This is a genomic window from Hydrogenophaga taeniospiralis (assembly GCF_020510445.1).
Classification (GTDB): domain Bacteria; phylum Pseudomonadota; class Gammaproteobacteria; order Burkholderiales; family Burkholderiaceae_C; genus Hydrogenophaga.
On the sequence record NZ_JAHBAG010000001.1, the window covers coordinates 1,584,849 to 1,596,456 of the forward strand.

Sequence of the window (11,608 nt, forward strand, 5' to 3'; positions counted from 1 at the left end):
TCAGGCCCGCTTGGGCAGGGTCTGCAGATGCTGCTGCAGGCGGTCGAGGGTGGCATGGAGTTGGTCCACGGCGCTCGGGGTTGGGGCGGCCTCGGGCATGGCGGGGATCAGGTGGCGTTCGGTGTCGTTGAGCGCCACCGGGTCCAGGGTCACGCCATGCCGAAGCAGGCGCGGTGCCAGTTCGGCCTGGCGCTCGCGCAGCATTTGCCGGGTCTGCTGGTAGGCGTGTTCGGCCAGCTCGCGGCGCTGGCGGTAGCTGAAGGTGTTGGCGAAAAACAGTTCGGCGTCGCGCTGGTCGGGCTCGATGAGCACGATGTCGGTGTGCGGATACGCGCGTTCGTAGTGCTTCATGCCCAGCGCCAGCCGCGAATGGATCATGGAGCGGAAGGTCTGGCTCATCACCGTGGGCAGGCCGCCTTCGACCAGCGACGGGATGCGGCGCGAGCGACCTTCCTGGGGCGCCGCATGGAAAGGCACCAGCGGGTTCAGGCACAGCAGCAGGTCCACCCCTTCGTCGAGTGCCACGGTGGCGTGCAGGGTCTTTTTGAGGGCGCCGTCCACGTAGTGCTTGCCGTCGATGTTCACCGGTGGAAACAGCCCGGGCAGGGCGGCGCTGGCCTGAATGGCGCGCGAGATCGGCACGTGGTCCCAGCCGGGCCGCCCGAACGGCGCTGCTTCGCCGGTGTCGAGCTGGGTGGCCACCAGGGTCAGGCGCGCGCGCAACTGGCGAAAGTCGTTGCTGCGGCCGGGCTTGTTGAACAGGTGCTCGATCTGGCGGTGGATGTCCTCGTTGTCGAGCACGCCCGTGGGCAACAGCGCGCCCAGCCGTTCAAAGGCATTGGTCAGCGGGCGACCCTGCACGCCCCAGGCCCACAGGGCCTCGCCCAGCAGACCGGGCAGTCGGCGCAGACGGCCCCCCATCTCGGCCCAGGCGGGTTTCAGGAGCAGCGAGGGGTCGAAGCTTTCTTCCGTGGGGCGGTCTTCGATGAAGGCGTGGCAGAGCTGGTGCGGCGTGAAGCCGTTGGCCAGTCCGGCGGCGATGAAGCCGCCCGCCGACACGCCCACGTAGTGATCGAAGCCGTTGAAGTCGATCCCCTGCAGGCAGTCGTCGAGGGCGCACAGGGCGCCGATTTCATAGATCGCGCCGAGCGGGCCACCGCCCGCGAGCGCCAGCGCGGTGCGCGGGCGGGCGGGTTTTGACGCGTGGGGGTGCGCCGCTTGCGCGGCAGATCGGCCAGTGGCTTTGCGGGGGGGCGTCATGCGTTCGAGTGTAGACCGCAGGGGTGGGTGGGATTGCTGCGTCGCAGCAAATGGGACGGGCATGAAAAAGGGGCGCCTGGCGCCCCTCTCGTCGCGGCGCAGTGCGCCGCTCGCTCAGATCTCAAGCGTTCAGGCGGCCTTGGCGCGGCTGGGGGTCTTGCGTGTGGCGGGCTTGGCCACTTTGGCCGGAGCCGCCTTGGCCGCAGGCTTCGCCGCAGCCTTGGGGGCCGCGGCCGCCTTGGGGTTCAGGCGGTGCACCTGCTGGCTCAGCGCGTCGATGCGCTCCATCAGGGCCTCGATGTCGCGCGCCGATGGCACGCCCAGCTTGTTCAGCGCCTTGGCGACGCGGTCTTCGAAGATGTTCTCCAGCTTGTCCCATTGGCCCGCCGCCTTGGCGGAAATGTCGGTCGCCATGCTGCTCATGCGGTTGGAGGCTTCGGAGATGCGCTCTTCGGCCACGGCCTGGGTCTTGCGCTGGATCGACAGACCTTCCTTGACCAGGGATTCAAAGGCCTTGCCGCCTTCGGCCTGTGCCTTGGAGAACGCGCCCAGACCGGCCAGCCAGATCTGCTGGGCCGAGTCCTTGATCGCGCCCGACAGCGGCGAGTTGGCGGGGGCGCCGGCCTTGGCGGCGCTGCTGGACTTCTGGATTTTCTTGACCATGTGGGACTCCGTTGGTGGAAAAAATGGGGGTGTGGGCATCGGCCCACAGCGTGCAGGCACTTTACGGGCTGCGCGCGGGGCCTGTGTAGGGGCGCGCGACTAATCCCCGAGGGGCCAAACACGGGTTTCTGCGGAATCGTTTGCACCTGCCGTTGGGGAAGAATGGCGGGTTGTTGAATAACCCGAACCACACGCTCAGGAGAACCTCGATGCATTATTTCGTCACCGGTGCCACCGGTTTCATCGGCAAACGCCTTGTCAAAAAACTGCTGGAGCGCAAGGGCTCGGTGGTGCACTTCCTCATCCGCCAGGAGAGTGCGGGCAAGGTGGCCGGGCTGCGCGAATACTGGGGCGTGAGCACCGCGCGCGCGGTGCCGGTGTACGGTGACCTGACCGCGAAGAAGCTGGGGGTGAGCGCCGACGCGGTGAAAGCCCTCAAGGGGCAGATCGACCACTTCTACCACCTCGCCGCCGTGTACGACCTGGAGGCCGACGCCGAGAGCCAGATCGCCGTCAACATCGACGGCACGCGCAACACGGTGGAGTTCGCCCGGGCCATCGGCGCCGGTCATTTCCACCACGTGTCGTCCATCGCCGCCGCGGGCCTGTACGAAGGCGTGTTCCGCGAGGACATGTTCGACGAAGCGGAGAACTACGAGCACCCATACTTCATGACCAAGCACGAGAGCGAGAAGATCGTGCGCACCGAATGCAAGCTGCCCTGGACGGTGTACCGGCCGGCGGCGGTGGTGGGCGACAGCCGCACCGGCGAGATGGACAAGATCGACGGCCCGTACTACTTCTTCAAACTGATCCAGCGCATGCGCCAGATCCTGCCGCCGTGGATGCCCAGTGTGGGGCTGGAGGGCGGGCGCATCAACATCGTGCCGGTCGACTTCGTGGTCGATGCGCTGGACCACATCAGCCACCAGAGTCGCAATGCCGGTGCCTGCTTCCACCTGGTCGATCCCATGGGTTACCGCGTGGGCGACGTGCTCGACATCCTGAGCAAGGCCGCGCACGCGCCCAAGATGAACCTGTTCATCAACGCCGCGCTGATGGGCTTCATCCCCAAGAGCGTGAAGAAGGGCCTGATGGCGCTGGCGCCGGTGCGCCGCGTCTACCGCGCGGTGATGCAGGACCTCGGCTTGCCCGAGGACATGATGACTTTCGTCAACTACCCCACGCGCTTCGACTGCCGCGACACGCTGGCCGCGCTCAAGGGCAGTGGCATCGCGTGCCCCAACCTGAAGGACTACGCATGGCGGCTGTGGGACTACTGGGAGCGCCACCTCGACCCCGACCTGCACATCGATCGCAGCTTGAAGGGCACGGTCGCGGGCAAGGTGGTGCTGGTCACCGGCGGCAGCTCGGGCATTGGCCTCGCGGCGGCGCACAAGTTCGCCGAGGCCGGCGCGGTGACGATCATCTGCGGGCGCGACCAGGACAAGCTGGACGAAGCCTGCAAGGAAGCAAAAGACAAGGGTTACCAGTTCATCGCCTACCCGGCCGACATCGCCGACATGGCCGACGCGGACCGCTTCGTGAAGCTGCTGATCGACAACCACGGCGGCGTGGATTTCCTGATCAACAACGCCGGCCGTTCGATCCGCCGCGCCATCGAAGGCAGCTACGACCGTTTCCACGACTTCGAACGCACCATGCAGCTCAACTACTTCGGCTGCCTGCGCGTGACCATGGGCCTGCTGCCCGGCATGGTGGCCAAGAAGAAGGGCCACATCGTCAACATCAGCTCCATCGGCGTGCTGACCAATGCACCGCGCTTCTCGGCCTACGTGGCCAGCAAGGCCGCGCTGGACGCCTGGACGCGCTGCGCCAGCAGCGAGTTCGCCGACCAGGGCGTGACCTTCACCACCATCAACATGCCGCTGGTGCGCACGCCCATGATCGCGCCCACGCAGATCTACAAGAACGTGCCCACGCTGGCGCCCGAAGAAGCGGCCGACATGATCGCGCAGGCCTGCATCTTCAAGCCGGTGCGCATCGCCACGCGCCTGGGGGTCACCGGCCAGGTGCTGCACGCCTTCGTGCCGCGCATCGCGCAGATCGTGATGAACACCAGTTTCCGCATGTTCCCGGATTCGTCGGCGGCGAAAGGGGAGAAGGGGGCGAAGTCGCAGCTGTCGCCGGAGGCGGTGGCCATGCAGCAGATGATGCGCGGGATTCACTTCTGACGGCCTTCGCCCACCCCCGGGGCGCTGCGCGCCACCCCCTCAAGGGGGCAACACCAGCGGACCGGCAGAGCCGGATCCGCGGTGTTTCTAAACAGAGGGGTTGGTGGGCGGTGCGACCTACAATTTGGTGGCCATCGTTTTTCATCTGCCCACCCGCCATGACCAGCACCCACCACACCCCCATTGACCTCTCCCACGTGAAGCCCCGCGAAAAGGCCGAGATCCTGGCCGAGGCCCTGCCTTACATCCGCAAGTACCACGGCAAGACCATGGTCATCAAGTACGGCGGCAACGCCATGACCGACCCTGCCCTGCAGCAGGATTTCGCCGAGGACGTGGTGCTCCTGAAGCTGGTGGGCATCAACCCGGTGGTGGTGCACGGCGGTGGCCCGCAGATCGAGACCTTGCTGCAGCGCCTGGGCAAGAAGGGGCAGTTCATCCAGGGCATGCGCGTGACCGACGCCGAGACCATGGAGGTGGTGGAGTGGGTGCTGGCCGGTGAGGTGCAGCAGGACATCGTGGGCATGATCAACGCCGCGGGCGGCAAGGCCGTGGGCCTGACCGGGCGCGACGGCGCCATGATCCGCGCGCGCAAGCTGCGCCTGGCCGACCCGAAGGACCCGAGCCTGGAACACGACGTGGGCCAGGTGGGCGACATCGTGAGCATCGACCCCAGCGTGGTCAAGGCACTGCAGGACGACGCCTTCATCCCGGTCGTCAGTCCGATCGGGTTTGGCGAGAACAACGAGAGCTACAACATCAACGCCGACGTGGTGGCGGCCAAGCTGGCCACGGTGCTGCAGGCCGAAAAGCTGCTCATGCTCACCAACATCCCCGGCGTGCTCGACAAGGCCGGACAGCTCCTGGCCGAGCTCACCCCGCGCCGCATCGACGAGCTCGTCGAGGATGGCACCATCTCCGGCGGCATGCTGCCCAAGATCGCGGGTGCGCTGGACGCGGCCAAGAGCGGCGTCAACGCGGTGCACATCATCGACGGCCGCGTGCCGCACGCGCTGCTGCTCGAAGTGCTGGGCGACCAGCCTTTCGGCACGATGATCAAAAGCCACTGAAATGGAAGCGCACACGCTCTTTTCCGGGGCCTGGCACCGGTTCCAGGGCGCCCGAGGATCCGGCTTCGCCGGTCCCAGGGTGCGTCCCCCTCGGGGGGAACGCGCGAAGCGCGGCAGGGGGGGGCGATGAGACTCTTGCTGGTCGAAGACGACGTGATGGTTGCCAGCGGCATCAAGCTGGGGCTGTGCAACGCCGGTTACACGGTGGACTGGGTGGGCAGCGCCGAGCGGGCCGAGCAGGCGCTGGAGAGCGACAGCTTCGACCTGGCCATCGTCGACATCGGCCTGCCGCTGATGGACGGGCTGGAGCTCACGCGGCGCTTGCGCACGCGTGGCCTGGCCATGCCGGTGCTGATCCTGACCGCGCGCGATGCGCTGCAGGACAGGGTGCACGGGCTGGACCTGGGCGCCGACGACTACATGCTCAAACCCTTCGAGCTGCCCGAACTGCTGGCACGGCTGCGTGCCTTGCTGCGGCGCTCGCAGGCCGCCACCTCGGCGGTGCTGGGCTTCGGCCCGCTGGAGATGGACACCGCGCACCGGCGCGTGACCCTGGCCGGGCAGCCCATGGAGCTGGGTCCGCGCGAGTGGACGGTGCTGGAATACCTGTTGCTGCAGGCGCCCAAGCCTGCGGCCAAAGACAAGCTGCTGCAGGCCCTGACCGGTTGGGACAAGGAGATCACGCCCAACGCGATCGAGGTCTACGTCTCGCGCCTGCGCGCCAAGCTCGACCCCGCCGGGGTCGCCCTGCGTTCGATCCGCGGTTTCGGCTACCGGCTGGAACTGGCCAAGCAGCCCGACCATGCGCCACGGGCCTGAAGGCCGCACCACCGAGGGCATGATCTGGGGCCTGCAGCGCCGCCTGCTGGTGCTGCTGATGCTGCCGCTCGGGCTGGTGGGCATGGTCAGCGTGTTCTTTCACTACCAGAGCGCGGGCACCGCCGCCTTGCAACAAGACCAGCAGCTGCTGCGGCTGGTGCCCCTGCTGGCCGACTCGGTGGTGGTCACGCGCGCTGGCGAACAACACCGGGCCCCCGACTCCCCCATGGCGGCGCCCGGCGTGGCGGGGCTGGACGGTGGGCCGGGGCTGGCTCTGTTGCTGGCGCCGCCGGTGGAGGAGTTCCTCAAGGAGCGCGAGGGCTTTTCCGCCTACGGCCTGCAGGATGCCAACGGCCGACCTCTGCTGGGCGAAGGCTGGCTGCCCACCGTGCTGCCGGCGACCGATGGCGCGGAGTTCCTGAGCGTGGTCGAAGGGGGGGTCACCTACCGCGTGGTGGCGCAGCGCTACCACACCGCCGCTGGCGAGCTCATCGTCATGCTGGCCGACGGGTCGGACGCGCGCCAGAACTGGTTCGAGTCGGTGCTCACGCGGGTGCTGCTGCCCAACCTGCTGCTGCTGGTGCTGGCCGGCATGGCGGTGACCTGGGCCGTGGCGCGCGCGCTGCGCCCCCTGATCGATCTCAAGCAGGCCGTGGAGCGGCGCTCGCCGCGCGACCTCAGCCCCATCGACACCGACAGCGCCCCCACCGAGGTGCGCCCCCTGGTGTCCGCGCTCAACCGGCTGTTCTCGCTCGTCAACGCCCAGACCGAGGCCCAGCGCCGCTTTGTGGCCGACGCGGCGCACCAGCTGCGCACGCCGCTGGCCGGCCTGCAGGCGCAGGTCGAGGCCTGGGCGCAGGCCGCGCGCCGCATGGACGCTGGCGAGCAGATCAGCTTGCGCGTGGACCAGGTGCGGCGTCTGCGCGATGCCACGCGCCGCACCTCGCAGCTGGCCAACCAGTTGCTGGCGCTGTCGCGGGCCGATACCGTGAGCGCCGACAGCCAGCCGCTGCAGCAGGTCGACCTGAAAGAACTGTGCGAGACCATCCTGTCGCTGTTCCTGGACGCGGCGGGCGACAAACACATCGACCTGGGCCTGGAGAGCCAACCGGCCCAGACCCAGGGCCACGCCTGGTTGCTGCGCGAACTGCTCATCAACCTGGTGGACAACGCCGTGCGGTACACCCCCGAGGGTGGGCGCATCACGCTGCGCTGCGGCCAGGAAGACACGGCATCGGGCCCCTGCGCGTGGATTGAGGTGGAAGACGATGGCCCGGGCATCCCCGTCGAGGAACAGGCGCACGTGCTGCAGCGCTTCTACCGGGTGCCCGGCACCGAGGGCGAGGGCAACGGCCTGGGCCTGGCGATCGCCGACGAAATCGCCCGTGCGCACCACACGCACTTGCAACTGGGCGCGGGCGCCCTGGGCCGCGGTCTGCGTGTGCGTGTGGCATTCGTGGCGATCGCGCCGACGCAGGGTCCGCATCCGGCGCCCTCGGCCCGGGCCGAGGTGTAACGGGCTGTGTCGCTGTGCGAGAATCAAAAGAGGGATGACAACCAACGGGCTCCGAACGGTGCCCACCCGCTGACCACCGACGGACCGACTGCCCATGACCTCCAGCGCACCCGAGCCCTTGCCCATGGCGGGCCCTTCTGCCGACGCCACCCACGACGATGGGGGCCACGTGGAGGGCAACGGTCGCAAACGTCCCAAACCCGGTGAGCGCCGGGTGCAGATCCTGCAGGCCCTGGCCACCATGCTGGAACAGCCCGGCGCCGAACGGGTCACCACCGCCGCGCTTGCCGCGCGGCTGGAGGTGAGCGAGGCCGCCCTCTACCGCCATTTCGCCAGCAAGGCCCAGATGTTCGAGGGCCTGATCGAGTTCATCGAACAGGCGGTGTTCGGCCTGGTCAACCAGCTGGGCGAGCGCGAGCCCGACGCCATGGTCCGCTCGCGCAAACTGGTTACCCTGCTGCTGCAGTTCGGGGAAAAGAACCCCGGCATGACGCGGGTGATGGTGGGCGACGCCCTGGTGTACGAAAACGAGCGCCTGCAGCAGCGCATGAATCTGTTCTTCGACAAGATCGAATCGGCCCTGCGGCAGAACCTGCGCGAGGCCGCCGTGGTGGTCGGCGCGGCCACGCCCACGGTGGACGCGCAGGCCGACGCCTCGGTGGTCACGGCCTTCTGCGTGGGCCGGCTGCAGCGCTTCGCGCGCAGCGGCTTCAAGCGCTCGCCCAGCGAAAGCCTGGAGCACAGCCTGGCGCTGCTGCTGCCCGGCGCGCATCTTTAAACACCCCCGCAGCGCTTCACGCTACCCCCTCAAGGGGGCAACGCGGTGCGGCCTGGCGAAGCCAGGACCAAAGCGTTCTGGGCGGTGCCCCTCGGCTGGGCTGTTTCATGCGTTGCGGGTTAACCCGCTGAGCGATTAGGGCCACGGCCCTAATAAATTTCTGGAAATTTGGGTGCCAACCGATCACGGGCTGGCTTTTGCGGTAAAAATAGCACGACCGTTCGATTTATCGAGCGGTTTGCTTTTGGACCCAACCCTGTCCGGTGCCGCCGGACCCCGCCGCATGAGCCCTACCCCTCCGATCAAGCGCCAGCGCAGCGACGCCGCCCGACCGCTGCAAAAAGGCCAGCAGACCAAAGCCGCCATCGTCGATGCCGCGCTCGGGCTGGCCACGCAGATCGGCCTGGAGGGCCTGTCCATCGGCGCGCTGGCCGAGGTCATGCAGATGAGCAAGTCGGGCGTGTTCGCCCACTTCGGCTCGCGCGAAGAGCTGCAGATTTCGGTGGTGCGCGAGTACCACGCCCGGTTCGAGGAAGAGGTGTTCTACCCGGCCATGAGCGCGCCGCGTGGCCTGCCGCGCCTGCGCATGCTGTTCGACAACTGGATGAAGCGCACCTCGGTCGAGATCGACTCGGGCTGCATCTACATCAGCGGCGCGGTGCAGTTCGAAGACCGCCCCGGTCCGGTGCGCGACGCGCTGGCCAGCTCGGTCAACACCTGGCTCAGCGCGGTGCGCCGCGCGGTGGAGATCGCGGTGGAAGAAGGTCATTTGCGTGCCGACACCGACGCGGCCCAGATGGGCTTCGAGATCCACGCCCTCATCCTGGCGCTGCACTACGAAGCGCGTTTCCTGCGCAGTCCCGATTCGTTGCACCGCGCGCTGCAGGCGTTCGAAGGCATCGTCCAGCGCTTCAGCAGCGCCGCCACGCCCGGCCTGCCCCCCACCCCGCAGCCCGCGCGCCCTGCGCGGGCGCGCAAACCCGCCAGCACCATCGCCCGGCGCTGACTTCCTTCGTTTTCACCCATCCCACCACCGGAGACCGACCCATGCCCGTCTACAACCCGCCCCTGCGCGACATGCAGTTCGTGATGCACGAAGTGCTCAATGTGAGCGCCGAATTCCAGAGCATGCCCCAGCACGCCGAGGTGGACGCCGAGACCATCAACGCGGTGCTCGAAGAGGCGGGCAAGTTCGCCAGCCAGGTGATCTTCCCGCTCAACATCAGCGGCGACACCGAAGGCTGCACGCTCGACAAGACCACCCACGAGGTCAAGACGCCGACCGGTTTCAAGGCGGCCTACAAGACCTACGTGGAAGGTGGCTGGGCCGCGCTCAGCTGCGACCCGGCCTATGGCGGCCAGGGCCTGCCGCTGGTGGTGAACCAGTGCCTGTACGAGATGATGAACTCGGCCAACCAGGCCTGGACCATGTACCCCGGCCTCACGCACGGCGCCTACGCCGCGCTGCACACCTACGGCACCGACGCGCAGAAAGACACCTACCTGCCCAAGATGACCAGCGGCGAGTGGACCGGCACCATGTGCCTGACCGAACCGCACTGCGGCACCGACCTGGGCCTGATGCGCACCAAGGCCGAACCGCTGGCCGACGGCACCTACAAGATCACCGGCAACAAGATCTTCATCAGCGCCGGTGAACACGACATGGCCGACAACATCATCCACCTGGTGCTGGCCCGCCTGCCCGACGCGCCTCCCGGCATCAAGGGCGTGAGCCTGTTCATCGTGCCGAAATTCCACGTCAAGGCCGACGGCTCGCTGGGCGAGCGCAATGGCATCTACTGCGGAGGCCTGGAACACAAGATGGGCATCCACGGCAACGCCACCGCGCAGATCGTGATCGACGGCGCCATCGGCACCATGGTCGGCCAGCCCAACAAGGGCATGCAGGCCATGTTCGTGATGATGAACGCCGCGCGCCTGGGCGTGGGCAACCAGTCGCTCGGCCTGACCGAAGTGGCTTACCAGAATGCCCTGGCCTACGCCAAGGACCGCATCCAGATGCGCAGCCTGACCGGCCCCAAGGCGAAAGACAAGCCGGCCGATCCGATCATCGTGCACCCCGACGTGCGCCGCATGCTGCTCACCGCCAAGGCCTACGCCGAAGGCGGCCGCGCACTGGCCATCTACAGCTCGGTGCTGCTGGAGAAGGCCCACAACCACCCGGACGAAAAAGTGCGCAAGGAGAGCGACGAGATGCTCTCGCTGCTCACCCCCATCACCAAGGCCTTCCTGACCGACAACGGCTACAACGCCGCCACGATGTGCCAGCAGGTGTTCGGCGGCCACGGCTACATCAAGGAATGGGGCATGGAGCAGTTCGTGCGCGATGCCCGCATCAACATGATCTACGAAGGCACCAACACCATCCAGAGCCTGGACCTGCTGGGCCGCAAGGTGCTGGGCAACAACGGCGCCACGCTCAAGAAATTCGGCAAGCTGGTCGGCGCGCTGGTGATGGAAGAAGGCGTCAACGAGAAGATGGCCGAGTTCATCAACCCGCTGGCCGTGCTCGGTGAGCAGATCACCAAGTTCACCACCGAGATCGGCTTCAAGGGCCTGCAGAACGCCGACGAAGTGGGCGCCGCCGCGGTGGACTACCTGCGCGTGGCCGGTCACCTGGTGTTCGGCTACTTCTGGGCCCGCATGGCGCAGGTGGCGCTGCGCGAGATCGCCGCCGGCAACACCGACCCGTTCTACACCGCCAAGCTGCAGACCGCGCGTTTCTATTTCGCGAAGCTCTTCCCCGAGACCGCGACGCTGATGCGCACGGCACGCGCGGGCAGCAAGGTCCTCATGGACACGGACGCGGCACTGGCATGACCGCCATGAAGAAGACGGCCCTGACCGCGATGCTGAGCCTTGCCGCCGTGTCCGCCTTCGCGCAGACGACGCCGGTGGGCCTGTGGAAGACCATCGACGACGACACCAAGAAAGAGAAGTCGCTGGTGCGCATCACCGAGAGCAACGGCGTCTTCTCCGGTCGCATCGAGAAGCTCCTGGACCCCGAGGCCAAGCAGGATTCGGTCTGCGAAGACTGCACCGACGACCGCAAGGACAAACCCGTGCTGGGCATGACCATCCTGCGCAACCTCAAGCAGAACGCCGACGACAAGGTGGTCTTTGATGGCGGTGACGTGCTCGATCCAAAGAACGGCAAGCTCTACCGCGCCCGCCTCAAGCCGGTGGACGGCGGCAAGAAACTGGAGATGCGCGGCTACATCGGCCCGTTCTACCGAACCCAGGTCTGGTTGCGAGTCGAGTGACCGCGAGCCTTTCCCTATTC

Annotated in this window: 10 protein-coding genes; 8 read left to right on the forward strand and 2 right to left on the reverse strand. The window is 67.4% G+C overall.

All coding sequences use genetic code 11. The features are described 5' to 3' along the window. Together KIH07_RS07705 and KIH07_RS07710 are read right to left on the reverse strand one after the other, a co-directional pair. Entirely contained in the window at positions 1-1,260 is a 1,260-nt protein-coding gene (locus KIH07_RS07705; protein ID WP_226491412.1) for a patatin-like phospholipase family protein, read from the reverse strand. Positions 1,261-1,389: 129 nt separating this feature from the next. Further along, positions 1,390-1,923, reverse strand: a complete 534-nt coding sequence (locus KIH07_RS07710; RefSeq protein ID WP_226491413.1) for a phasin family protein — start codon at positions 1,921-1,923, stop codon at positions 1,390-1,392. A 209-nt stretch (positions 1,924-2,132) separates the two neighbouring features. Here KIH07_RS07710 and KIH07_RS07715 point away from each other — a divergent pair, with 209 nt between their 5' ends. The 8 genes from KIH07_RS07715 (at position 2,133) to KIH07_RS07750 (ending at position 11,588) form a co-directional block, all read left to right on the forward strand. Then, positions 2,133-4,118 carry an SDR family oxidoreductase gene (locus tag KIH07_RS07715; protein WP_226491414.1) on the forward strand — a complete coding sequence of 662 codons (1,986 nt, stop codon included), beginning with the start codon at positions 2,133-2,135 and terminating at the stop codon, positions 4,116-4,118. A gap of 158 nt (positions 4,119-4,276) precedes the next feature. Next, on the forward strand, positions 4,277-5,188 hold the full coding sequence (gene argB / locus KIH07_RS07720) for an acetylglutamate kinase (RefSeq protein WP_226491415.1): 912 nt from the start codon (positions 4,277-4,279) through the stop codon (positions 5,186-5,188). Between the two features lie 126 nt (positions 5,189-5,314). Beyond that, complete coding sequence (locus tag KIH07_RS07725; protein WP_226491416.1) at positions 5,315-6,007, forward strand: response regulator transcription factor; 693 nt, start codon at positions 5,315-5,317, stop codon at positions 6,005-6,007. After that, positions 5,991-7,523: an ATP-binding protein gene (locus KIH07_RS07730; protein WP_413465717.1), complete on the forward strand. Its 1,533-nt coding sequence runs from the start codon at positions 5,991-5,993 to the stop codon at positions 7,521-7,523. Before KIH07_RS07725 ends, KIH07_RS07730 begins: the two co-directional genes overlap by 17 nt. Positions 7,524-7,647: 124 nt before the next feature. Continuing rightward, positions 7,648-8,301, forward strand: a complete 654-nt coding sequence (slmA, locus tag KIH07_RS07735) for a nucleoid occlusion factor SlmA (RefSeq protein ID WP_226494645.1) — start codon at positions 7,648-7,650, stop codon at positions 8,299-8,301. A gap of 283 nt (positions 8,302-8,584) precedes the next feature. Continuing rightward, on the forward strand, positions 8,585-9,307 hold the full coding sequence (locus tag KIH07_RS07740) for a TetR/AcrR family transcriptional regulator (RefSeq protein WP_226491417.1): 723 nt from the start codon (positions 8,585-8,587) through the stop codon (positions 9,305-9,307). A 41-nt stretch (positions 9,308-9,348) separates the two neighbouring features. Further along, positions 9,349-11,145, forward strand: coding sequence for an acyl-CoA dehydrogenase C-terminal domain-containing protein (locus KIH07_RS07745; RefSeq protein ID WP_226491418.1), 1,797 nt, complete (start codon positions 9,349-9,351; stop codon positions 11,143-11,145). A gap of 5 nt (positions 11,146-11,150) precedes the next feature. Further along, positions 11,151-11,588 carry a DUF2147 domain-containing protein gene (locus tag KIH07_RS07750; protein ID WP_226494646.1) on the forward strand — a complete coding sequence of 146 codons (438 nt, stop codon included), beginning with the start codon at positions 11,151-11,153 and terminating at the stop codon, positions 11,586-11,588. The last annotated feature ends 20 nt before the right edge of the window (positions 11,589-11,608 follow it).

Excerpts from the sequence above, each read along its gene's own strand:
- KIH07_RS07725 (WP_226491416.1), top strand. The coding sequence starts at position 5,315 with ATGAGACTCTTGCTGGTCGAAGACGACGTGATGGTTGCCAGCGGCATC.
- KIH07_RS07740 (WP_226491417.1), top strand. The coding sequence starts at position 8,585 with ATGAGCCCTACCCCTCCGATCAAGCGCCAGCGCAGCGACGCCGCCCGA.
- KIH07_RS07705 (WP_226491412.1), bottom strand. The coding sequence starts at position 1,260 with ATGACGCCCCCCCGCAAAGCCACTGGCCGATCTGCCGCGCAAGCGGCG.
- KIH07_RS07750 (WP_226494646.1), top strand. The coding sequence starts at position 11,151 with ATGAAGAAGACGGCCCTGACCGCGATGCTGAGCCTTGCCGCCGTGTCC.
- KIH07_RS07710 (WP_226491413.1), bottom strand. The coding sequence starts at position 1,923 with ATGGTCAAGAAAATCCAGAAGTCCAGCAGCGCCGCCAAGGCCGGCGCC.
- KIH07_RS07715 (WP_226491414.1), top strand. The coding sequence starts at position 2,133 with ATGCATTATTTCGTCACCGGTGCCACCGGTTTCATCGGCAAACGCCTT.
- slmA (WP_226494645.1), top strand. The coding sequence starts at position 7,648 with ATGGCGGGCCCTTCTGCCGACGCCACCCACGACGATGGGGGCCACGTG.
- KIH07_RS07730 (WP_413465717.1), top strand. The coding sequence starts at position 5,991 with ATGCGCCACGGGCCTGAAGGCCGCACCACCGAGGGCATGATCTGGGGC.
- KIH07_RS07745 (WP_226491418.1), top strand. The coding sequence starts at position 9,349 with ATGCCCGTCTACAACCCGCCCCTGCGCGACATGCAGTTCGTGATGCAC.
- argB (WP_226491415.1), top strand. The coding sequence starts at position 4,277 with ATGACCAGCACCCACCACACCCCCATTGACCTCTCCCACGTGAAGCCC.